Raw genomic sequence first — 22,516 nt, 5'->3', positions numbered from 1 at the left:
GGACCGCGGACGGTGCGCGGCGAGCCCGGACGCGCCTGGCGGGTCCGGCGGGGGCCGGACGGTGCGGCGACGGTCATGCGGCGAGGCTACCCAGTCCCTGCGACGTGCCAGGTGAGGCACCCCGCGCGGAAATGCGTGGGCCTGCAGGCCGTCCCTCGGCCACGATGGACCCATGAGCACCCTGCCCGCGGGCTACCGCGCCGTCGACGTCCCCGAGAGCCGCCGCGACCATCTCCTCGAGGTCGACACCTGGGCCTTCCCCGGAGCACTCACCGACGAGCAGGTCCGCGCCCTGCCGGTGCCGCTGGCCTGGGACCGCACCCGCGGCGTCGAGGCGCCGGACGGCGAGCTCGTCGCGATCCACGCCTCCTACCCCTTCAGCCGGTTCCCGGTCCCCGGGGCCCGCATCCCCGTCGCGGGGCTCACCTGGGTCGGGGTGCACCCGGGGCACCGCCGGCGCGGCCTGCTGCGCGCGATGATCACCGAGCACGTGACCCGCAGCCTGGCGCGTGGCGAGGCCGTGTCGGCACTGTTCGCGGCTGAGGCCCCGATCTACGGGCGCTTCGGCTACGGCCTGGCCGCCCGGGACCTGCGGCTGACGATCCCGCGCGGCGCCGCCCTGCGTGACGTGCCGGGCGCTGAGGACGTCCGGGTGCGGGTCGAGCGCCTGGACCCCTCCCGTCACGGCGCGCTGCTGCACGAGGTGCACGGCACCTCCGACCGACCGGGCTGGGCCACCCGCGAGACCGAGGCCCTGCGTGAGTCCTACCTCGCCGACCCCGAGCCGTTGCGGGACGGCGCCGAGTCCGTCCGCGTCCTGCTCGCCGAGCGCGACGGCCGGACCGTCGGGTACGCCCTGTTCCGGCGCCGCTCGGCCTGGGAGGTCCCCGGGCCCCGCGGCACCGTCCGGGTGCGCGAGGTCGTCGCCCCGGACGCGGCCGTGGCACGCGCCCTGTGGGGGGTGCTGCTCGACCTGGACCTCACGGCGACCGTCGAGACCGGGATGCTCGCCCCCGACGACGCGATCACCCACCTGCTGGTCGACCTGCGCGGCGCCGAGCCCCGCACGGCCGACAACCTCTGGGTCCGCGTGCTCGACGTCCCGTCGGCCCTGGCCGCCCGCCGCTACGCCGCGCCGGTCGACGTCGTCCTGGACGTCACCGACACCCTGGTGGAGGGCAACACGGGTCGCTGGCACCTGCACGGCGGGCCTGACGGCGCGCAGGTCGGGCGGACCGAGGCAGCAGCCCACCTCTCCCTCGACGTGCGCGAGCTCGGTGCGGCCTACCTGGGGGGCAGCTCGTTGACGAGCCTGGCGGGCGCCGGCCTGGTCACCGAGCTCGAGCCCGGGGCCCTCGCGCCGGCGGCGACCGCCTTCGGCTGGCCCGAGGCGCCGGTGTGCAGCTGGGTGTTCTGAGGAGCGCGGTCCGCTGAGGAGCCGAGTGCTCGGAGGTCAGCGCCGCGCCTCGTAGTCGGCGAGCAGGTCGATGCGCCGCTGGTGGCGCGGGTCCCCGCTGAAGGGCTCGGCGAGGAAGGCCTCGACCATCGCCACGGCGTCGTCGACCGGGTGCTGCCGGGCGCCGACGGCCAGGACGTTGGCGTCGTTGTGAGCCCTGCCGAGCCGGGCGGTGTCGACGTTCCAGGCCAGGACCGCACGGACACCGGCGACCTTGTTGGCCGCGATCTGCTCGCCGTTGCCCGAGCCCCCCAGCACGATGCCCAGGCTCCCCGCCTCGGCCACGACGGCCTCCCCGGCGGAGATGCACATCGGCGGGTAGTCGTCGAGCGCGTCGTAGGTGTGTGCCCCGTGGTCGACGACGTCGTGGCCCGCGGCCTGCAGGTGCTCGAGGAGGGCCACCTTGAGCTCGTACCCGGCGTGGTCGGCGGCGATGTGGATGCGCATGGGTCCATCCTGCCGCACGGGCGGCCTAGCCTGGGGGCATGACGACGACCGACCACGCCACGTCGGCCGCGGGCGCCTCCCCTCTGCGCAGCGGCATCGACCTCACCGCCCTCGACCCTGCGACCCGCCCTCAGGACGACCTCTACCGGCACGTCAACGGGCGGTGGATCGAGACCCACGTGATCCCCGAGGACCGCGCGATGGACGGCGGCTTCCGCCAGCTGCACGACGCGGCCGAGGAGCAGGTTCGCGCGATCATCGAGGAGCTCGGCGCCGAGGCGGCTGACGGCGCCCCGGGAGGCCCCGCGGGGCAGGTGGGCGCCCTGTACGCGAGCTTCACGGACGTCGAGGCCGTCGAGGCGGCCGGGCTCACCCCCCTGCGTGAGGAGCTGGCCGCGATCGACGCGGCGACCGACCGCGAGGCCCTGACCCGCGTGCTGGGGTCGCTGCAGCGCACCGGTGCCGCAGGGGCACTCGCCTTCTGGGTCGACAACGACGCCAAGGACCCCGATCGCTACGTCACCTACCTGCACCAGGACGGCCTGGGCCTGCCCGACGAGTCGTACTACCGCGAGGACCAGTACGCCGAGATCCGCGACGCCTACCGTCGGCACGTCGTCCGGATGATCGAGCTGGCCGCGGCAGGCCCGGTCGACGGGGCCAGGCAGGCCGACCTGGTGGTCGACCTCGAGACGGCTCTCGCCGCCGCGCACTGGGACGTGGTCAAGGACCGCGACGCCGACCTCACCTACAACCCCATGAGCCTGGCCGACCTCGTCGAGCGCGCCCCCGGCTTCGACTGGGCCGCGTGGGCCGCCGCCCTCGAGGCCCCGGACGGCACGCTCGACGCCCTCGTGGTGCGCGAACCGGACTACGCCGAGGCCTTCGCCCGGCTGTGGACCGAGCTCCCGGTCGAGCAGTGGCAGGCCTGGTTGCGGTACCACCTGATCACCTCCCGGGCCCCGTACCTGCCTGCCGCCGTGATCGAGGCCAACTTCGACTTCTACGGGCGCACGTTGACCGGTGCCACGGCCCTGCGCGAGCGCTGGAAGCGCGGGGTCTCCCTGGTCGAGGGGGCGCTCGGCGAGGCCGTGGGCCAGGTCTTCGTCGACCGGCACTTCCCCGCGGCGCACAAGGAGCGGATGCTCGAGCTCGTCGGCTACCTCGTCGAGGCCTACCGCGAGTCCATCACCACCCTGGACTGGATGGGACCCGAGACCCGCGAGCGAGCGCTGGCCAAGCTCGACGCCTTCACGCCCAAGATCGGGTACCCCGACCGCTGGAAGAGCTACGAGGGCCTGGAGATCCGCGCCGACGACCTGGTCGGCAACGTGCGCCGGGCGCACGCCTTCGAGCAGGACCGGGAGCTGCGCAAGATCGGCCGGCCGGTGGACCGCGACGAGTGGTTCATGACCCCGCAGACGGTCAACGCGTACTACAACCCGGGCATGAACGAGATCGTCTTCCCCGCAGCCATCCTCCAGCCGCCCTTCTTCGACCCGGAGGCCGAGGACGCGGTCAACTTCGGCGGGATCGGTGCCGTGATCGGCCACGAGATCGGCCACGGCTTCGACGACCAGGGCTCGAAGTACGACGGTGCGGGCCGCCTCGAGGACTGGTGGACGGCCACCGACCGGGCCGAGTTCGAGAAGCGCACGGCGGCCCTCGTCGAGCAGTACGCAGCCTTCTCCCCGGCCCAGCTCGCCGACGGCGAGAAGGTCAACGGGGCCCTGACCATCGGCGAGAACATCGGCGACCTGGGCGGGCTGTCGATCGCCCTCAAGGCCTACCGCATCGCGCTCGGGCGTCCGCTCGACCAGGCCCCCGTGGTGGACGGGCTGACCGGCGTCGAGCGGGTGCTGCTCGGCTGGGCCCAGGTCTGGCAGTCCAAGGGCCGCGACGAGGAGGTGCGGCGCCGGCTCGCGACCGACCCGCACTCCCCCAACGAGTTCCGGTGCAACGGCGTGCTGCGCAACCTCGACGAGTTCCACGAGGCCTACGGCGTCGAGCCCGGGGACGCGCTCTACCTGGCCCCCGAGGAGCGAGTACGCATCTGGTGAGGCACCGCAGGGGGCAGGTCGCCGGAACCCTGAGGCACCGCCCCCGGGAGGCGCCTCAGGGGAAGAGCGTGTAGCCGGCTCGCGCCAGGGAGAAGCCGGCTCCGCTCTCGGCGTGCCGGCACGTGACGCCGTTGAGCGAGCTCTGGCAGGCCATCTCGCCCACCGTGCTGGCCTCGCCGTAGTCCAGCACGGCGAGGTCGCCGGGCAGGCTCGGTTCGCCCTCGACGCACGGGAAGGCCGTCTGGCCACCGGCGGCGATCTCCAGGACCGCCCCGGCTGAGCCGTCGCAGCCCTCGGGCGGGTCGACCGGCTCGTAGGTGAAGCTCAGGATCGTGCACCGGGCCGAGGTCTCGTCGAGCTCGCAGAAGATGTTCCCGCTGGGCATCTGGAAGGACCGGATCTCCTCGGCCTCGTCGACCTCCTCGGGGGCCGACGGCTCGGGCGAGGTCTCGTCCGAGACCTGCCCCTGGTCGTCGGCGGGGCTCGCCGCAGGGTCCTCGGGGCTGCGGTCCCCCAGCGCCACGACCGCGAGGACGACGAAGGTGAGAACGAGGAGCACGTCGACCACGAGGAAGACGGTCAGCCCTCGGCCGAGGCGCCCCCAGAACCCACGCTTCGCGGGGGTCCCATCCTGGTCTGACATCGCGCACCTTCCTCGTGGACATTTCGCCACGGCAGCATGGCACGCTATCCCGCGACACGCGAAGAGGGTCGGACGAGGGGCGGGCGGTGCGCTCCAGGTGCCACCCGCCCCCCGCCGGTCATGGGCCCGCGGTGGCCTGGCGCGCCGCGGTGCGTGGCGCGGTCATCGCCAGGCGTCCTGCAGGGTCAGGCTTCCCGAGCCGGGTACGGTCGCGACGCGGTTCCCGCCCCCCTCCCAGCTGACCTGGGTGCCCTGCACGCGGACGTACTTGTACTCGACCCGTGTGCCGGGTGGCAGCGCCACCTCGCCGCGCCACACCGGGTGGTCCTCCGCCGAGAGGGCCACGGCAGCAGCCGGGTCCCACGACCCCAGGGCGGGGTGATCCCCGACCACCCGGATCTCCTGACCCCAGGTGGTCGGGGCGGTGACGGCGAAGCCGAGGGTCGCGTCACCGGGGTCGCCGGCGCCCGGGCCCTGACCCGCCCCCGAGAGGGCACCGACGTGCAGGGCGACGGCGGTGCCAGCGGGCACCGCGGCCGCGAAGCGTCCGTCGGCCCCGACCTGGACCTCGGGTCCGCTGCACCCGCTCGCGGTCGGTCCGCCGCGGGTGACGTCGCAGTAGGTGCCCTCCGGGAGCGAGGTCTGGACGGTACGGGTGAGCGTGCCTGCGGCGTGGTTGATGACCACGTGCCCCCGGTCTCCCCGGCCGAAGGCGATGCGGTCCCCGCCGTCGTCCCACCAGTGCGCGACCCCCGCGTCGCCCACCGCGTTGCGGAAGCCGACCATCCCGCGGATCTCGGCCCAGTCGTGCTGGCAGCGCCAGCCGTCGCTGTAGCAGGTGGGGTTGCTGACGGTGCCGTCAGAGGCCTGCGGCGGACCGGCGTCGTAGTCGGTGAACCCGTACCCGGAGTGAACCGCCGGGCTGCCGTACGGCCAGGCGAGCATGAAGACGTTGGCCAGGGTGTACGCCGAGCCGTCGGTCTGGGCGAGGGTCTCCCCGTTCCTCTCGGTGTCATGGTTGTCGACGAAGACCCCGGCGCGATCCGCGGGCATCAGGCCGTCCCACTGCTCCCCGAAGGTCCGCAGCCAGGCGAGGTCCCCGTCCTGGAACACGCGCTTGAGCTCACGTCCGTAGTCGAACTCGTGGACGTCTCCCAGATGCAGGTAGTCGGTGTCGCGGATGGGTTCGCCCGCGGCGCCGATCACCTCCTGCACCACGTAGACGCTCTGGTCGTCCAGGCCCGTGAGGATGGCCTCGACGTCCTCGACAGGCATGTGCTTCGCAGCGTCGATGCGGAACCCCCGCACCCCGAGCGAGAGGAGGTCCTCGAGGTAGGCCGCGATCCGGTCCCGCACGTAGGTCGAGCCGGTGCGCAGGTCTGCGAGCCCCACGAGGTCGCAGTGCTGGACCTCCCAGGCGTCGGTGTAGTCCCGGATCTCCCGGCGGCAGTCGTTGAAGTCCTGGGGCTGGTAGATGCCCGGGTAGGAGTAGTGCTCGAAGGGTGAGCCGGCGAACCCGATCCCGCCCTCGGACTTGCCGCTCATGTGGTTGATGACGACGTCGGCGATGACCTCGACCCCGGCGTCCCGACATGTCGCCACCATCGAGGCGTACTCCGCCCGGGTGCCGAGCTTGGACTCGAGCCGGTAGCTGACCGGCTGGTACGAGGTCCACCACTCGGGCCCCTGGACGTGCTCCTGGGGCGGCGAGGTCTGGACGTAGCCGTAGCCCGCGGGACCCAGAGTCGTGGTGCACTCGCGAGCGATCGACGTCCACGGCCACTGGAAGAGCACCGCGGTCACCTGGTGGGGCCCGTCAGGGGCAGCCGCGGCCGGCGGTGCGGTGGGCCCGGTGACGAGCCCGAGGGTCAGTGCCGCGGCGGCGAGCAGAGCTGTCGTCGTGCGGCGGTGGAGCGCGCCGAGCCGGCGCGTGGAGTAGTCCCCCATGGATGTGTCCATTCGGGTCGGCCGGGTCGACGTCGACCCGGTGACGGCCAGCCACCGCGGCGGTGCGGTGGCCTCGAGTGGAGCGCATGCAACGGACTGCAAGAAAGCCCGCAACTACCTGGAAGTTTGCAAAGGTAGGCGCAGGACCGGCTCGGCGCAACCCCTCGTCAGTCGAAGACGGGCCCCTGGGTCCGGGTGCGCTTGAGCTCGTAGAACCCGGGCACCCCGGTCATCAGCACGAGCCCGTCCCACAGCCGAGCGGCCTCCTCGCCCCGGGGCGCGGGGGTCATCACGGGGCCGAAGAAGGCCACGCCGTCGATGGCCACCACGGGGGTCCCGACCTCGTCGCCCACGAGCTCGATGGCCTTCTGGTGGGAGGCGCGGAGCAGGTCGTCGTGCGCGTCGGAGGTCGCGGCCTCGACGAGCTCGGCGGGCAGACCGACCTCGGCGAGGGCCTCGGCGACCACGGCCATGCGCTCGCTGGAGCGGCCGCCGGGGTGCAGCCGGGTCCCGATCGCGTCGTACAGGGGCTTGAGCACCTCGTCGCCGTGGGCGAGCCGCGCCGCGGTGAGCACGCGCACCGGGCCCCAGGCCTCGTCCATCGAGCGGCGGTAGCCCTCCGGCAGGTCACGTCCCTCGTTCAGCACGGCCAGGCTCATCACGTGCCAGCGCACCTCGACGTCGCGGACCTTCTCGACCTCGGTCATCCACCGCGAGGTCATCCACGCCCACGGGCAGATCGGGTCGAACCAGAAGTCGGCCGTGACGCGCTCGCGCACGGCGTCCTCGGGGGTGGTCGGCGTCTCGGTCGCAGCACTCATGGCAGGCCTCTCGTCAGGGGTCGTCCGTCCTGGGGACAAGGACCCGGGGCGCGGGGGCATTCCCGGAGGCGCTGCGCGGGGCCCATCCCGGGCGCGCCGCCGGGCCGGTGCGTGCAAGGATCGTCGGACGATCCGCTCACCCGACGAGGAGCCCTGCCGTGCCCGCTGAGAACCTGACCCGCGCCGAGGCCCGCGAGCGTGCGGGCGTCGTCGACGTACGGTCCTACGACGTCGCGCTCGACCTGACGACGGGGGACACGACCTTCGGGACGACGACGGTCGTGCGCTTCGACGCGACGCCGGGCGCGAGCACCTTCGTCGACCTCATCGCACCCCGGGTCCACGAGGTCGTGCTCAACGGCCGACACCTCGACGTCGCCGAGGTCGTCGCCGACTCGCGGATCGCCCTGGCCGACCTCGCCGCGGAGAACGAGCTCCGCGTGGTGGCCGACGGCGCCTACATGAACACGGGCGAGGGCCTGCACCGCTTCGTGGACCCCGTCGACGGCGAGGTCTACCTGTACTCGCAGTTCGAGGTCGCCGACTCGCGCCGCGTCTTCGCGGTCTTCGAGCAGCCCGACCTCAAGGCGACCTTCTCGTTCGCGGTCACGGCCCCCGCGCACTGGACGGTCGTGTCGAACTCCCCCACCCCCGAGCCCCTGCTCATCACCGCGGAGGAGGCGCCGGTCGCGCGCTGGTCCTTCGCACCGACCCCGCGGATCTCCAGCTACATCACCGCGATCGTGGCAGGCCCGTACCACCGTGTCGACGACGAGCTCACGAGCAGTGACGGGCGCGTCATCCCGCTGGGCGTGCTGTGCCGCGCCTCGCTGGCCGAGCACCTGGACCCCGAGAACATCCTGGACATCACCCGGGCCGGCTTCGCCTTCTACGAGAAGGCCTTCGACATGCCGTACCCCTTCGCCAAGTACGACCAGATCTTCGTGCCCGAGTTCAACGCCGGGGCCATGGAGAACGCGGGGGCGGTGACCTTCCTGGAGAACTACGTCTTCCGGTCCAAGGTGCCCGAGGCCACCGTCGAGCGCCGCGCCGTGACGATCCTGCACGAGCTCGCCCACATGTGGTTCGGCGACCTGGTGACGATGCGCTGGTGGGACGACCTGTGGCTCAACGAGTCCTTCGCGGAGTACGCCTCGACCCTGGCCGCGGCCGAGGCCACGCGGTGGACCCAGTCCTGGACGACCTTCTCCTCCCTGGAGAAGTCCTGGGCCTACCGGCAGGACCAGCTGCCCTCGACCCACCCGATCGTCGCGGACATCACCGACCTCGAGGACGTCGAGGTCAACTTCGACGGCATCACGTACGCCAAGGGCGCCTCGGTGCTCAAGCAGCTCGTCGCGTGGGTCGGCCAGGAGGAGTTCTTCGCCGGGGTCCGCGCCTACTTCGCCAAGCACGCCTGGGGCAACACCGAGCTGCGCGACCTGCTGGTCGAGCTCGAGGCCACGAGCGGTCGCGACCTGGCCCCGTGGTCCGCCGTGTGGCTCGAGCAGGCCGGCGTGACCCTGCTGCGCCCCGAGATCGAGGTCGACGACGACGGCACCATCACCTCCTTCGAGGTACGCCAGGAGGTCCCCAAGGACCACCCCGTGCAGCGTCCGCACCGCCTCGCCGTGGGTGGCTACGACCTGGTCGAGGCCCCCGACGGCACGACCCGCCTCGAGCGCGTGGTGCGGGTCGAGCTCGACGTCGAGGGCAAGAAGACCGCGGTCCCCGAGCTGGTCGGCCGCCCGCGCCCCGACCTGGTGCTGGTCAACGACGACGACCTCGCCTACGCGAAGATCCGCCTCGACGAGCACTCCCTCGCGGTGGCGACGACCAACCTGCACTCCTTCTCGGACTCCCTGCCGCGCACCCTGGTGTGGGGTGCGGCGTGGGACATGACGCGGGACGGCGAGCTCGGGGCACGCGAGTTCGTGGACCTGGTCCTGGCCAACATCGCCCACGAGACAGACTCGTCGGTGGTGCTGGTCCTGCTCCGCCAGCTCGCCCTCACGGTCGACCTGTACGTGGCCCCCGAGCACCGGGCCGAGGTCTCGGCCCGCACGGCCAACCGCCTGGTCGAGCTGGCCCGTGCGGCCGAGTCCGGCGGCGACGCCCAGCTCCAGTTCATCAAGGCCTTCGCAGCGCGGGCGACCACGGCGGACCAGCTCGACGCCGTGGCGGCGCTCGTCGACGGCAGCACCGAGCTGCCGGGGCTGTCGATCGACACCGACCTGCGCTGGGAGCTGCTGACCAGCCTGGTCGCGGGCGGACGGGCGGGGCTGACCGACATCGACCGTCAGCTCACGCAGGACCCGACGGCCACCGGCGAGCGCGCGGCCGCGGCGGCCCGGGCGGCGCTCCCCACCCCCGAGGCCAAGGCCGAGGCGTGGGCGGCCGTGGTCGACCGCGAGGACCTGGCCAACGCGGTGCAGACCTCGACCATCGCCGGCCTGAGCCGGGTCCACGACCGTGGGCTCCTCGTGCCCTTCGTCGAGCCGTACTTCACCGGGCTCGAGGAGGTCTGGACCTCGCGGACCAACGAGATGGCGCAGAACATCGTCATCGGCCTGTACCCGACCCAGCTCGCCGGGACCCAGGCCGAGCACGGGGTCGACGTCCTCGCCCGGACCGACGCGTGGCTCTCCGACCTCGGCGACCGGCACCCGGCCCTGCGTCGCCTCGTGGTCGAGAACCGCGACGGCGTCCGTCGGGCGATCGCCGCTCAGGAGCGCGACCGCGGCTGAAGGCCCCGGGGGGCAGGACGTGAGGCCGCGTGAGGCCGCGCGGCCACGCCCCTGCCCCCCTTCGTCCCGCAGTGCCTCCGGGCGACGACGTGGGGCTCAGTGCCTCAGGGCAGCGACCAGGGAGCGCAGGCGGGGGTTGTCGAAGAGCTCGTCGACCAGGACGAGCCGCTGGGCCGAGTCCGCGAGCGGCACGCGCCAGTTCGGGTACTCCTGGTCGGTTCCCGGCTGGTTCTGCGCACGGCGCTCCCCCACCGCGTCGGCCAGGGAGACGCCGACCAGGACAGCCGGCGAGGACAGCACGAGCCGGTGCAGGGCCTCGACGACCTGACGCTCGGAGGGGTCCGCGCCGACCAGACCACGCTGGGCGATGACGTCGAGCATCTGCTGACGCTCGGCCCGCGCGTCGGCGCGGACCTTCTCGACAGGCTCGGTGAGAAGACCCAGCTGATCGCGCAGGTCGACGTGCTCCCCCGCGAGGTAGCCCGCCGTCGGGGGCAGGTCGTGGGTGGTGACCGTGGCGAGCGCGAGCCGCCGGTAGTGCTCGGGCGGCATCGGCTGGTCGTCCTCGCGCTCGAACCACAGCACCGAGGTGCCGAGCACGCCGCGATCGGTGAGGTAGTCGCGCACCCACGGCTCGAAGACGCCGAGGTCCTCGCCGATGACGACCGCCCCGGCGCGCTGCGCCTCGAGGCAGAGGATGCCGATCAGGGCCTCGTGGTCGTAGCGGACGTACGCGCCGTCCTGGGCTCCCTTGCCGCGAGGGATCCACCAGAGCCGGAACAGGCCGATGACGTGGTCGATCCGGATCGCCCCCGCGTGCCGCAGCACGGTGCGGAGCATGTCGCGGTAGGGCCGGTAGCCCGCCTGGGCCAGCCCCTGCGGGCTCCACGGCGGCTGCGACCAGTCCTGGCCCTGCTGGTTGTACATGTCCGGCGGGGCCCCGACCGACACCCCCTGGGCCAGCACGTCGCGCATCGACCAGGAGTCCGCACCCTCAGGGTGCACCCCCACGGCCAAGTCGTGCATGATGCCGAGCCGCATGCCCCCCTCGCGGGCGGCGCGCTGGGCGGCCGCGAGCTGGTCGTCGGCCAGCCACTGCAGCCAGCAGTGGAAGGTGATCCGGTCCGCGAGCTCGGTACGCAGGCGGCCCACGAGCTCCGAGCCGCGGTCGTCGGCCCCGGCGGGCCATGCCTGGCCCTCGAAGTGCTCGGTCAGGGCGCACCAGGTCGCGAAGTCCTCGAGCCCTTGGCCCTGCTCGGCGCGGAAGGCGGCGAACCGTGCCTCGCGGGCGGCCGAGCGCGGCGCCGCGTAGACGACCTCGAGGGCCACCCGCTTGGCGGCCCACACGGTGTCCCGGTCGATGGGCCCCGGGTCGGTGCTCAGCGGCCGCGCCACCTCGGCCTGCCACTCGATCAGCGAGCGCTCGGCCACGGGGAGGTACGCGGTCTCGGGCACGTCCTCGACCCGCAGGTAGAGCGGGTTGACGAAGCGCCGGGTGGTGGGCAGGTAGGGCGAGGGTGTCAGGGGCGGCATGGGCTCGGCCGCGTGCAGCGGGTTGATCAGCACGAAGTCGGCGCCGCAGCGGCGGGCCGCCAGCCACGCCATCTCCCCGAGGTCGGCGAGGTCGCCCACCCCCCAGGACTGGTGCGAGCGCACCGAGTACAGCTGGGTCATGAGGCCCCAGCCACGGGTCTCGCCGACCCCGGCCGGCAGCTCCAGGCGCGCAGGGGTCACCACGACCTCGCAGCTGGCCCGGGTCCCGTCGCTCTCGACGACGAGGGTGTGCCAGCCGAGGGGCAGGTCGGCCGGGAGGTCGAGGGTCGCGCGCCCCACGGCCCGTCCGTCCACGGTGCGCGGGGGGACGTAGACGTCGGCCTGCTCCACCGGGCGGCGACCGCCCCCGACCTCGGGGTCGATCTCGAGGTGCGCGGTGACCGGCGCCCCGTCCTCGACGTGCACCGGCACCTGGTCGGACGTCCCCTCGCGGACCACCACGACGGGAGGCAGCACCTGGCGCCAGGGCTCGTCCTCGGCCTCGGCCAGGGCGAGGTCGACGCGCTCGGGCGACGAGGCGTCGACCCCCAGGGCGCCGAGCACGCTCACCAGGGTCTCGGTGGAGACGAAGCGGTGCCCACCACCGAAGTCCCAGAAGTCGGGCACGACGCCGTGGCGCGCCGCGAGGGCGAGCAGGGGCTCGGGCAGGGCGGTGGTCGTCTCTGGCACGCCTCGATCCTGCCAGAGCCCCGCCAGTCCGCACCTGCGCGCGCCGCGTGGACCGGTATGAACCTCCCAGGCTCGCGAACTACTCTGCCCGCATGGACGACGCCCCCGCACCCCTGACCCGGTTCCAGGAGTTCCTCGGCTGGTTCCTCGACTGGTTCCTCGGAGCACCCCTGCAGACCGTGATCGCCGTGATGGCCGCCGTGCTGCTCCTCGCGGTCGCCCGCTGGCTCGTCGCCCGGGTGGTGCGCTCGATCGTCGAGGGCGGGGCCTCGGTGCGGTCCAAGGCGGGCAGCCTGCTCACGCGGGCCGGGGCCGGCAACCTGGCCGCCGAGTCCAACCCGCTGCTGGTCGCTCGGCGCGTGCAGCGGGCCGAGACGATGGGCTCGGTGCTGCGCTCGACCGCGGGGCTCGTCGTCGGGGTCGTCCTGCTGACGGCGCTCGCCAACATCTACGGCTGGGAGCTCGGGCCTCTGGTCGCCTCGGCGGGGGTCGTGGGCGTCGCCCTGGGCTTCGGTGCGCAGACCCTGGTCAAGGACTTCCTGTCCGGCATCTTCATGCTCGTCGAGGACCAGTACGGGGTGGGCGACGTCGTGGACCTCGGGGAGGCCTCCGGGGTGGTCGAGGCCATCGGGCTGCGGGTGACGCAGATCCGTGACCTGTCCGGGACCCTCTGGTACGTGCGCAACGGCGAGGTGCTGCGCGTCGGGAACATGACCCAGGGCTGGTCCAAGGCCTTCGTCGAGGTGCTCGTCTCCCCCGAGGCCGACATCCCGCGGGCCACCGAGCTGCTCCGCACGGCCGCTCAGCAGGTCACCGAGCACGAGGAGCTCGGCAGGCTCCTGCTCGCCGAGGCCGACGTCACGGCCTACGAGGACCTCACGGCCGAGAGCGTGCGGCTGCGCCTCATGGTCAAGACGGCACCCGCCCAGCAGTGGTTGGTCCAACGTGAGCTGCGGGCCCGGATCCGCGACCTGTTCGCGGCCGAGGGGCTGCCTCTCGCCCTGCCGCGGCGCGAGGTGCTCGTCGAGAGGGACGCCCCCGGGGCCGACCCGGACGGGCCCCCCGCCCGTCAGGACCAGAGCAGCACGGGCTGACCCTCGCTCACCCGCTCCCCCGGCCCGACGAGCCGCAGCACGTCGTCGGCCCGGGCCTGGAGGGCGACGACCGGCGATACCGTCGACCGTCCCCCCGAGCGCACCTGCGCCGGGCTCCAGGCCAGCATCGGCTGCCCGGCGTGCACCAGCTCGCCGTTGCCGACCACGGCGCCGAACCCCTCCCCGTCGAGCTGGGCGGTCCGCAGGCCCAGGTGCACGAGGACCGCCCGACGGTCGTCCACCTGCACCACGGCGGCGTGGGGGTAGAGGCTCATCAGACGACCGTCGCACGGGGCGACGACCACCACGCGAGCGCCGTCGGCCGGCTCGTCGGGCAGGATCGCGAGGCCCGGGCCGATGACCCCCTCAGCGAAGACGGGGTCGGTCACCTCGGCGGCAGCCACCACGGTGCCGGCCAGCGGTGCGAGGACCTGCACCGTCGGGCTGGTCGGCCGACCTGTCACCTGCCCTCCGGGGACCAGCGCAGCAGCGGGGTGCCCCCGGCCACCACGGTCCCCGCCGGAGCGAGGAGCTCGACGGCCGCAGGGTCGGCCTGGACCGCGATGACCGGGCACAGGGCCGAGAGCCCGCGCGCGATGACCTCGTCGGGCCGCCACCGCACCACGGGCGCGCCGGCCGTGACGGACGCACCGCGTCGGGCCAGCGTCGTGTACCCCTCCCCGGCGAGGCTCACGGTCTCGATCCCCAGGTGCACCAGCACCCCGTGCATCCCTGAGGTCACGACGAAGGCGTGGGGCTGGAGGGCCGACACGATGCCATCCACCGGGGCGACAGCCGCCTGGACCCCCGTCGTCGGGCGGATCGCCGCACCGGGACCGACCATGGCCTGGGCGAAGACCGGGTCCGGGACCTCGGCGAGGTCGAGGACCGTGCCGGCGACCGGCGCCAGCACGGTCAAGGTCCGTGCCACGTCGGGCTCAGCGCAGGTCGTCGATGTCCGAGGCGAGGGTGTCGGCCTCAGGTCCGACGACGACCTGGACCACGCGGCCTGACCGCACGACACCGAAGGCACCGGTCGCCTTGAGGGCGGCCTCGTCGACGAGGGCCGGGTCCTCGAGCTCGACCCGCAGCCGGGTGATGCACGGCTCGAGGTCGACGACGTTGCCATCGCCTCCGAGGGCCGCGAGGATCTGCTCAGCCTTGCTCATGGTGGCCTCCTGGGACGCGGTGCGGGGACTGCTCCTACCGTCACACAGTAGCCACTCCCACGCACCGGGACGGCCCACCGCCCACGTGCGCGACAATGGCGCGGTGAACCCTCCCGACTCCTTCTACGCGAGCGTCGGCGGGGCCGAGACCTTCCGCCGGCTCGTCGAGGTCTTCTACGCCGAGGTGGCCCAGGACGAGGTGCTCGCGCCCATGTACCCCGAGGCCGATCTCGGGCCGGCGGCCGATCGCCTGCGGCTCTTCCTCGAGCAGTACTGGGGCGGGCCGACCACGTACAGCGACGAGCGCGGGCACCCTCGCCTGCGCATGCGGCACGCCCCTTTCCACGTCAACCCCGACGCCCGGGACCGGTGGCTCGCCCACATGCGGACCGCCGTCGAGAGCCTCGACCTCCCGCCCCTGCAGCACGCCACGCTGTGGGACTACCTCGAGCGGGCCGCCCACGCCATGGTCAACACCTTCGAGGAGACCCCACCACGATGACCGCCCCTGATCCCATGCGCCGCGTCCTGGACGTGCTCGACCTCGAGGCGCTGGACGCCGACACCTTCACGGGTGGGAGCCTGCCCAAGCCGGGCGGGCGCGTCTTCGGCGGCCAGGTGCTCGCGCAGTCCCTTCTCGCGGCGGCGCGCACGGTCCCCGAGGAGCGCCTGCCCCACTCGGTCCACGGGTACTTCCTGCGGGCCGGGGACGTGCGCGAGCCGATCACCTTCGCGGTCGAGCGCATGCGCGACGGCAGGTCCTTCAGCGCCCGGCGCACCCACGCCCTGCAGCGGGGCGAGCCGATCCTGTCGATGATCACGTCCTTCCAGGTCGACCAGCCCGGCCTCGAGCACGCCGACCTGCCGCCGACCTCCGTGACTCCCCCGGAGGAGGTGCCGAGCGCGACCGACCTGCTGGGCGCGATCGACCACCCCGTCGCGGCCTTCTGGACCGAGTCCGCGGCCTTCGACCTGCGGCACGTGGGCTCGCCCGTCTACCTCGGTCCGGCCGAGGAGCGCACCGACCGGCAGATGGTGTGGATGCGCGCGCGGGGCCCCGTGCCCGAGGGCCAGGTCATGCACCGCGCCCTGCTGGCCTACGCCTGCGACCAGGTGATGCTCGAGCCCGTCCTGCGCCGGCACGGCCTGACCTGGGCGACGCCCGGCCTGTCGATGGCGAGCCTGGACCACGCGATGTGGTGGCACCGCGAGGTACGGGTCGACGAGTGGCTGCTGTACGTCCAGTCCGGACCCAACGCCCACGGCGGTCGCGGCCTGGGGGCTGCTCGGGTCTACACCCGTGACGGGGTGCTGGTGGCGACCATCGCGCAGGAGGGCATGGTCCGGGTCCCCGAGGAGGACTGACCGCCGCGCCCGGAGGGCCCGCGCGCTACCCAGCAGGTCGGTTCACCGCGCCGTCGCTGACGGGTCGGGTGAGACTGTCGCCATGCCACGCCTGCGCCGGGTGCGTTCGTCCGATCCCGGATGGACCCGACGCCGCCGTGGCCGCGGGCACGTGTATCTCGACGAGCACGGCGCCCCGATCGGCGACCCCGAGCTCGTCGCGCGCTGCACCGACCTCGTGATCCCCCCGGCCTGGCAGGACGTGTGGATCTGCCCCTACGAGAACGGTCACATCCAGGCCATGGGCACCGACGACGCCGGGCGTCGGCAGTACCTGTACCACCCGGCGTGGCGTGCGCGGCGCGACCGGGCCAAGCACGAGCACGTGCTGGACGTCGCCCGGCGCCTGCCGCGAGCACGACGACGGGCGGTCGCCGACCTCGCGCTGCCGGGTGTGCCCAAGGAGCGGGTGCTCGCCCTGGCCTTCCGGTTGCTCGACGACGCCTACTTCCGGGCGGGCGGGGAGTCCTACGCCCGGGACAACGGCTCGTACGGGCTGGCGACGGTGCGCCGCGAGCACGTGCAGGTCGACGCCGAGGGGGTGCGCTTCTGCTACCCGGCCAAGTCCGGCCAGCAGCGCGAGACCCTCGTCGAGGACCCTGAGATCCGCGGGCTGGTCCGTGAGCTGAAGGACCGCGAGGACGAGGACCCCGAGCTGCTCGCCTGGCGCGACGACGAGGGCTGGCACGACATCACGACGGCGGATGTGGTCGCCATGGTCAAGGCGCTCCTGGGGCCCGAGGCGCGCCCGAAGGACTTCCGCACGTGGCACGCCACCGTGCTCGCAGCCGCCGGCCTCGCCGAGCACGAGGTCCCTCGGGCCGAGCGCGCCCGACGGCGCGTCGTCGCCCAGGTGGTGCGCGAGGTCGCCGAGGAGCTCGGCAACACCCCGGCGGTCTGCCGCGCCTCGTACATCGACCCCCGCCTGATCGACCTCTGGGAGCGTGGCCAGACCATCGGCCGACGCCGGACCCGCGGCGGGGCCGAGCGCGCGGTCCTCGCACTGCTCTCGTGACGTGACGGGCCGGCCCACCGCACGGTGGACCGGCCCGTCTGCTCGGCCCGTCTGCTCGACCCGTCTGCTCGGCCCGGAGCTCAGGCCCGGGTGGGCCCGGCTGCCGGGCTGCCGGTCATCGGTCCAGCTGGACGATGAGCGTCTGGACGCGATGACCCAGCACGGCCTTCGCCTCGTCGCTCACCTGCCGGCCCCGGCTGCGGTCCAGGGTGCGCTCGAACCGCTCGAGGGCACGCACCGTCTGGTCCACCCGGCCGGCGTCGAGATGACGTCCGGCCTGGCGCAGGCTCGCCCCCAGCACCTTGTCCGTCGGGCGCTTGACCTGCCCGTCCTCGACGTACCCGTCCAGCAGCGCCGAGAGAGCCTCGAGACTGCCAGGGGCCCAGTACTCGGGCAGCGGCACCTGCGACCAGTCGAGGTCCGAGGCGAGGTAGAAGCTCGTGTACGCCGGCTGGTTGTAGACGGTCTGCTGGCGCGCGATCTCGGCCCGGTACTGCGGGTCGTGCATCAGCGTGTAGAGCTTGCGGTCGGTCACCTCGGTCGAGAGGTAGATCCGGATGGCGTCGCTGTCGACCGTGCGCACCAGGAGCTCCTCGCGCCAGTCGCCGAAGACGTCCGCCACCAGGGACGGGTTGCCCTTGGTCCAGTTGTTGGTCGCCGTCCCCTCGGCGCTGAGCAGGGTCCCCCGCTGCCAGTCGTCGATCGTGGGCGTGACGACGGTCTCGGTGGCCGCACCGTTGACGACCTGCGTGGTCATGTCGGCCGCCCACCGGATGGTCTGGTTGGTCCCGGGGATCGAGTCCGAGACCACCTCCCCCTCGGGGGTGTGCAGCCCGAGCGCACCCGAGCCCCCCGGCATGCTCGCCCAGGCCTCGATGCCCCGGGAGTCGGGCAGCACGTCACCGACCATGCCTCGGCCGGTGTCCCGGCCCGAGTAGGTGCCCCAGAGCACCTCGCCCGTCGCCGCGTCGAGCATGGCCATGCCGTAGGGAGCCCAGGCCCCGCCCTCGAAGACCATGAAGGCCTCCATGCCCTCACGGTCGGGGTCGAGCTGGCCCACGTGCATCGCGTCGCCGTGCCCCAGCCGGGCCATCTCCCCCGGCGCGGCGCTGCCCTCGGGCATCTCGGCGAAGGCGCTGTAGAGCAGGCTCCCGTCGTGGTCGATGGTCGCGGCGCCGTAGACGATCTCCTGCTTGCCGTCCCCGTCGACGTCGGCCGCGCTCAACGAGTGCTGACCCTGGGTGGTGATGGTGCCGAACTCCGGGTCGGTGCCGTCCACCCCGTGCGGCCCGTCGTTGAACGGGTTGCTCATCGGGGTCCAGCCGCTGTCGACGTCCCAGACCTCCGTCAGGCTCTTCCCGTCCCAGTCGTAGGCGACGATCGTGGAACGCGTGTAGTACCCACGGGCGAAGATCGCCGAGGGGCGCTGGCCGTCGAGGTAGGCCACCCCGGACAGGAACCTGTCGACCCGGTTGCCCGGCTCGATGCGGGACATCGCGTAGTCCCCCCACATGAGCCCGTCGTCGTGCCGCTCGGGGGTGTACGGGATGGTCTGGAGCTCGGCCCCCGTGAGCCCGTCGAAGACGGTCAGGTACTCGGGGCCGTCGAGGACGAACCCCTCGAAGGCACGGAGGTTGTTCCGCGCGCTCCGACCCGGGGCGTACTCGTCCATGAAGTAGTCGGTGAGCGCCTCGGCGCCCTCGCGGGACAGCGGGTACTCGTGCTCGGGCTCGATGCCGAAGGCCTCCTCGAGGGTCGCGGGCCACCTGCCGTCCACGACCTCGGGGTGCTCGTGCCAGCCGAGGAACATCTCGACGACGTGCTCGTAGTAGTCCTCGGCGCTCTTGCGGTAGTCGTCCTGGTGCGAGTAGCCCGCGTCGACGTCCTCGTCGGGCATCGTGACGAAGGCCTCTGCGCCGGGCTCACCGCCCTCGTAGGCGATGGTGCGGGTGCCGGGGGCCGTCTTCATCATCATCTCCGAGCGGCCGTCGCCGTCGAAGTCGTAGACGAGGAACTGCGTGTAGTGCGCCCCGGCACGGATGTTCACCCCGAGGTCGATCCGGTGCAGCAGCTCGCCCTCGAGGGTGTAGGTGTCGACGTAGACCGGTCCGGTGTACCCGACCTGGGAGACGTCCTTGGAGTTCGACGGGTCCCACTTGACGACGAACTCGTACTGCCCGTCGCCGTCGACGTCCCCGACGCTCATGTCGTTGGCCGCGTAGGTGTACTCCTCCCCGGACGGGGTGACGCCGCCGTCCGGACGCTGCAGGGGCAGGTCGTGGTACTCCTCGCCCCACGGGGCCACCTCGTCGCTGAGGTCGACCTCCTCGCCGTCGACCACGGCCGCGACCCGGTAGGTCGCGGTGCCGTCGGCGCCGGCGTCGAGGTGGTTGGTGCTGTCGGTGACGGTCGCGATGCGCTCACCGTCGCGGTAGACGTGGAAGTCGGTTCCCGTGAGACCGGACTCCCCGTGCCCGGTGGCCTCGTGGCCGAGCAGGCGCCAGCTCAGGTGGACGCCGTCCTCGGTGGTCGCGGCGACCAGCCCGCGGTCGAGGTGCTCGAGCTGGAGGGCGTCGACCCCGCTCGGGGCTCCGCCGGGCGGGCCGTGGTGCGGGGGCTTGGCAACCGCGGTCCCGGCCGCCGTCGTGACGAGCAGGGCCGCGCAGGCGGCTCCGGCGACGACACCGCGTCGCAGGGGGCTCGTGCTGAGAGAACTCATCGTTGAATCCTTCGGCTCGTGATGGACCCCGGGCTGGCGTTGTAACGTTTCACCTTCCAGTCAAGGGGCTTGTAACGATTCATCCGGGGTCCTGTGACGGTAACGAGACGGGGCGCGACCGGTCAAGAGCCGGGCGGCCCCCGGTGGTGGCCGCGGCCCAGGGGGGAGAGCATGGGGCATGCCCACCACCACCCCTCGCCCGTGAGCCGCCTCGTCGCCGTCACCGGGGTGACCGGCTACGTGGGTGGCCGCCTGGTCCCCGAGCTCCTCGACGCAGGCTTCGCCGTCCGCGCCATCGCCCGCGACACCTCCCGCCTGCGCGGTCGTCCGTGGGCCGAGGAGGTCGAGCCCTTCTCGGCCGACGCGGCCGACCCGGACCAGATCCGCGCCGCCCTCGAGGGCGTCGAGGTCGCGTACTACCTGATCCACTCCCTCGGCTCGGGGCGCCGCTTCGAGGCCCGGGACCGGCGCACCGCCCTGACCTTCGCCCAGGCGGCACGCGAGGCAGGGGTGCAGCGCATCGTCTACCTGGGTGGGCTCGCCCCCGACGTCGAGAACCTCTCCCCCCACCTGGAGTCACGCAAGGAGGTCGGCGAGATCCTGCTGGCCTCGGGGGTGCCCACGACCGTGCTGCGGGCCGCGGTGATCCTCGGCTCGGGGTCCGCCTCCTTCGAGATGATGCGCTACCTCACCGAGCGGCTACCGGCCATGACCACCCCCCGCTGGGTCGACAACCGCATCCAGCCCATCGCGGTGCGGGACGTGCTGCGCTACCTCGTCGGCAGCGCCGACATGCCCGCCGAGGTGAGCCGCACCTTCGACATCGGCGGGCCCGAGGTGCTGACCTACCGCGAGATGATGCAACGCTACGCGGCCGCTGCCGGGCTGCCCCGGCGCATCATCATCGGCGTCGGGGTGCTCACCCCTCGGTTGTCGAGCCTGTGGGTGTCCCTGGTGACCCCCGTCCCGGCTCCGCTCGCCCGCCCCCTGGTCGAGTCCCTGGTGCACGAGGTCGTGTGCCACGAGCACGACATCGCCCGCTACGTCCCCGACCCGCCCGAGGGGCTGCTGCCCTTCGACGAGGCCGTGCGCCTGGCCCTGCAGCGCATCCAGGACGCCGACGTCGCCACGCGCTGGTCCTCGGCCTCGGTACCGGGCGCCCCGAGCGACCCGCTGCCGAGCGACCCGGGCTGGGCCGGTGGCTCGCTGTACCGCGACGAGCGGACCACCCAGGTCGACGCCTCGACCGACGCGGTGTGGTCGGTGCTCGAGTCCCTCGGTGGGGAGAGCGGCTGGTACTCCTGGCCGCTGGCCTGGCAGGTCCGCGGGATCGTGGACCGCATCTCGGGCGGACCGGGCCTGCGCCGGGGCCGGCGTGACCCGTCGCGGCTGATGGTCGGTGATGCGGTGGACTTCTGGCGGGTCGAGGAGGTCGAGCCGGGACACCTGCTGCGGCTACGGGCCGAGATGCGTGTCCCGGGGCTCGCATGGCTCGAGCTCTCGGTCGAGGAGGGCGAGCGACCCGGCACCTCGGAGCTGAAGCAGGTCGCGATCTTCCACCCGCACGGGCTGGTCGGCCAGCTGTACTGGTGGTCGGTCGCCCCGTTCCACGGCGTGGTCTTCGGCGGTATGCAGCGCGGCATGAAGGCCGAGGCCGAGCTCACGACCCGATCGTGATGGGACAGCCCGAGGGGCCCCCGGTCCTTCGCGCCCCGATGCGGTCACGGCTGGACGAGGTCGATGCGGCGGCCGCGGTGGACCGTGCACTTGCCCTGGGGCTGTGCGGCGTCGGCCCGCGTCTGTCGCAGACCCCTGGCGACCTGCCCGAGGCGTGCGCCCTCGTGGCGGAGCAGCACGACGAGCGGATGGTCCGGCGGCTCGAGCGCTTCGCGGCGGAGCCCTCGGGGGCCTTCGTGTGGACCCGCAGCGGCGAGGGCCTGTTCGCGGTGGGGAGGCTGACCGGCCCCTGGCGCTACGACGCGTCGACGGACGCCCATGCCCTGGACCTGGTGCACGTCCGTGACTGCGCCTGGGCCGATGCCCTGCTGCCCGCCGCGCAGACCCCGGCCGCGGTGCTCGCCACGTTCGCCCGGGGCGGGCGCAACCTGCAGCGCATGCACGACGGCGAGGTCGCGGCCGCCTCGGCCCGGGTCTACGAGGCTCCGGAGTGGCGCGGGGGGCGACGGCGCATCGCCACGGGCTCCTCGAGGTAGGGCTCCCACGCGGCGCGCTCGACCTCGCCGATCCGGCGCGGACGCCCGGTGGCGGCGTCGAGCAGCACGAGGGTGGTCGAGGCGTGGACGTAGATGGTGCGGGTCCCCTCGACCTGAGCCGTGACCTGGTAGCAGACGTCCAGGCTCGCCCCGCCCAGGTGCCCGATCCACATCTCCACGACCACCGGGTCGCGCCGGTAGCCGAGCGGGAGGAGGTACTCGATCTCGGACCGCGCGACGAGGGTGTGGGTCGTGGCTCCCGGGCCCGCGTCGAGCACGGCGGTGGGCCAGAGGCCGGCGTCGCGCGCTTCGGGGTGGCGCCAGAAGGCGGCGATGCGCGCCTCTTCGAGCAGTCGCAGCACCGCCACGTTGTTGACGTGACCGTAGGCGTCCAGGTCGGCCCAGCGCACGGCGACGGGGACGTTCAGGCGGCTCATCGGGCTCCTCGACGGGCTGGCCGACGGGACGTGCGACGCCCCGGGGCGGCGGCCCGCCGGGCGGCCTCGCGGCACTCGTCGACCTGCGCGAGGACCTGGGCGACGGGAGACAAGTCGGAGG

The 22,516-nt window shown here is 73.2% G+C and carries 19 protein-coding genes; 9 read left to right on the top strand and 10 right to left on the bottom strand.

Annotated features, from left to right (window positions below):
* The first annotated feature begins 172 nt into the window (after positions 1–172).
* Complete coding sequence (locus L0B03_RS02640) at positions 173–1,417, top strand: GNAT family N-acetyltransferase (RefSeq protein ID WP_250443747.1); 1,245 nt, start codon at positions 173–175, stop codon at positions 1,415–1,417.
* A gap of 36 nt (positions 1,418–1,453) precedes the next feature.
* Here the strand turns inward: L0B03_RS02640 and L0B03_RS02635 are convergent, their stop codons facing one another.
* Positions 1,454–1,903 (bottom strand): ribose-5-phosphate isomerase, encoded by a 450-nt coding sequence (locus L0B03_RS02635; RefSeq protein WP_250443744.1) that lies wholly within the window; start codon positions 1,901–1,903, stop codon positions 1,454–1,456.
* A 38-nt stretch (positions 1,904–1,941) separates the two neighbouring features.
* On the opposite strand from L0B03_RS02635, the gene L0B03_RS02630 reads away from it, so the two are divergent.
* Positions 1,942–3,963, top strand: coding sequence for a M13 family metallopeptidase (locus L0B03_RS02630; RefSeq protein ID WP_250443742.1), 2,022 nt, complete (start codon positions 1,942–1,944; stop codon positions 3,961–3,963).
* A gap of 55 nt (positions 3,964–4,018) precedes the next feature.
* Here L0B03_RS02630 and L0B03_RS02625 read toward each other — a convergent pair whose 3' ends face one another.
* The 3 genes from L0B03_RS02625 to L0B03_RS02615 all read right to left on the bottom strand — a co-directional run bounded on the left by L0B03_RS02625 (position 4,019) and on the right by L0B03_RS02615 (position 7,374).
* The gene (locus L0B03_RS02625) at positions 4,019–4,606 is read right to left on the bottom strand and encodes a hypothetical protein (protein WP_250443740.1); all 588 of its coding nucleotides are present in this window, start codon (positions 4,604–4,606) and stop codon (positions 4,019–4,021) included.
* Positions 4,607–4,768: 162 nt separating this feature from the next.
* The gene (locus L0B03_RS02620; protein WP_250443737.1) at positions 4,769–6,553 is read right to left on the bottom strand and encodes a carbohydrate-binding module family 20 domain-containing protein; all 1,785 of its coding nucleotides are present in this window, start codon (positions 6,551–6,553) and stop codon (positions 4,769–4,771) included.
* A gap of 167 nt (positions 6,554–6,720) precedes the next feature.
* A complete protein-coding gene (locus L0B03_RS02615) occupies positions 6,721–7,374 on the bottom strand; it encodes a DsbA family protein (RefSeq protein ID WP_250443734.1) in 654 nt (217 codons plus the stop codon).
* Between the two features lie 158 nt (positions 7,375–7,532).
* On the opposite strand from L0B03_RS02615, the gene pepN reads away from it, so the two are divergent.
* Positions 7,533–10,121, top strand: coding sequence for an aminopeptidase N (gene pepN / locus L0B03_RS02610; RefSeq protein WP_250443731.1), 2,589 nt, complete (start codon positions 7,533–7,535; stop codon positions 10,119–10,121).
* A 96-nt stretch (positions 10,122–10,217) separates the two neighbouring features.
* Here the strand turns inward: pepN and malQ are convergent, their stop codons facing one another.
* The gene (gene malQ / locus L0B03_RS02605) at positions 10,218–12,344 is read right to left on the bottom strand and encodes a 4-alpha-glucanotransferase (protein ID WP_250443728.1); all 2,127 of its coding nucleotides are present in this window, start codon (positions 12,342–12,344) and stop codon (positions 10,218–10,220) included.
* Between the two features lie 92 nt (positions 12,345–12,436).
* On the opposite strand from malQ, the gene L0B03_RS02600 reads away from it, so the two are divergent.
* Entirely contained in the window at positions 12,437–13,438 is a 1,002-nt protein-coding gene (locus tag L0B03_RS02600) for a mechanosensitive ion channel family protein (RefSeq protein WP_250443725.1), read from the top strand.
* Here L0B03_RS02600 and L0B03_RS02595 read toward each other — a convergent pair.
* From L0B03_RS02595 to L0B03_RS02585, 3 genes are read right to left on the bottom strand one after another with little or no spacing between them, the layout of a single operon-like run.
* Positions 13,414–13,902 (bottom strand): PTS glucose transporter subunit IIA, encoded by a 489-nt coding sequence (locus L0B03_RS02595; protein WP_250443722.1) that lies wholly within the window; start codon positions 13,900–13,902, stop codon positions 13,414–13,416. The two genes, L0B03_RS02600 and L0B03_RS02595, sit on opposite strands and share 25 nt — an antisense overlap.
* The gene (locus tag L0B03_RS02590) at positions 13,899–14,369 is read right to left on the bottom strand and encodes a PTS glucose transporter subunit IIA (RefSeq protein WP_250443721.1); all 471 of its coding nucleotides are present in this window, start codon (positions 14,367–14,369) and stop codon (positions 13,899–13,901) included. The genes L0B03_RS02595 and L0B03_RS02590 overlap by 4 nt, the downstream gene beginning before the upstream one ends.
* A 7-nt stretch (positions 14,370–14,376) precedes the next feature.
* On the bottom strand, positions 14,377–14,607 hold the full coding sequence (locus tag L0B03_RS02585; RefSeq protein WP_208055317.1) for a glucose PTS transporter subunit EIIB: 231 nt from the start codon (positions 14,605–14,607) through the stop codon (positions 14,377–14,379).
* Between the two features lie 103 nt (positions 14,608–14,710).
* On the opposite strand from L0B03_RS02585, the gene L0B03_RS02580 reads away from it, so the two are divergent.
* From L0B03_RS02580 to L0B03_RS02570, 3 genes are all read left to right on the top strand, one after another.
* Complete coding sequence (locus tag L0B03_RS02580) at positions 14,711–15,109, top strand: globin (protein ID WP_250443718.1); 399 nt, start codon at positions 14,711–14,713, stop codon at positions 15,107–15,109.
* Positions 15,106–15,972 (top strand): acyl-CoA thioesterase II, encoded by an 867-nt coding sequence (locus L0B03_RS02575; protein WP_250443716.1) that lies wholly within the window; start codon positions 15,106–15,108, stop codon positions 15,970–15,972. Before L0B03_RS02580 ends, L0B03_RS02575 begins: the two co-directional genes overlap by 4 nt.
* Positions 15,973–16,054: 82 nt before the next feature.
* A complete protein-coding gene (locus L0B03_RS02570) occupies positions 16,055–17,026 on the top strand; it encodes a DNA topoisomerase IB (RefSeq protein ID WP_250443713.1) in 972 nt (323 codons plus the stop codon).
* Between the two features lie 115 nt (positions 17,027–17,141).
* On the opposite strand, the gene L0B03_RS02565 is transcribed toward L0B03_RS02570, so the two are convergent.
* Positions 17,142–19,745, bottom strand: coding sequence for a rhamnogalacturonan lyase (locus L0B03_RS02565; protein ID WP_250443710.1), 2,604 nt, complete (start codon positions 19,743–19,745; stop codon positions 17,142–17,144).
* Between the two features lie 171 nt (positions 19,746–19,916).
* Here L0B03_RS02565 and L0B03_RS02560 point away from each other — a divergent pair, with 171 nt between their 5' ends.
* Together L0B03_RS02560 and L0B03_RS02555 are read left to right on the top strand one after the other, a co-directional pair.
* Positions 19,917–21,422, top strand: coding sequence for an SDR family oxidoreductase (locus L0B03_RS02560; RefSeq protein ID WP_374204863.1), 1,506 nt, complete (start codon positions 19,917–19,919; stop codon positions 21,420–21,422).
* Positions 21,422–21,958: a GAF domain-containing protein gene (locus L0B03_RS02555; RefSeq protein ID WP_250443705.1), complete on the top strand. Its 537-nt coding sequence runs from the start codon at positions 21,422–21,424 to the stop codon at positions 21,956–21,958. Before L0B03_RS02560 ends, L0B03_RS02555 begins: the two co-directional genes overlap by 1 nt.
* On the opposite strand, the gene L0B03_RS02550 is transcribed toward L0B03_RS02555, so the two are convergent.
* On the bottom strand, positions 21,898–22,395 hold the full coding sequence (locus tag L0B03_RS02550; protein ID WP_250443701.1) for a thioesterase family protein: 498 nt from the start codon (positions 22,393–22,395) through the stop codon (positions 21,898–21,900). The genes L0B03_RS02555 and L0B03_RS02550 overlap by 61 nt on opposite strands.
* Positions 22,396–22,516 lie beyond the last annotated feature (121 nt).

Origin of the sequence: Actinotalea sp. C106 (genome assembly GCF_023630195.1) — a bacterium.
Taxonomy (GTDB): domain Bacteria; phylum Actinomycetota; class Actinomycetes; order Actinomycetales; family Cellulomonadaceae; genus Actinotalea.
The sequence above is the reverse complement of the archived record's forward strand: the minus strand, read 5'-3'. Positions and strand labels throughout refer to the sequence as shown.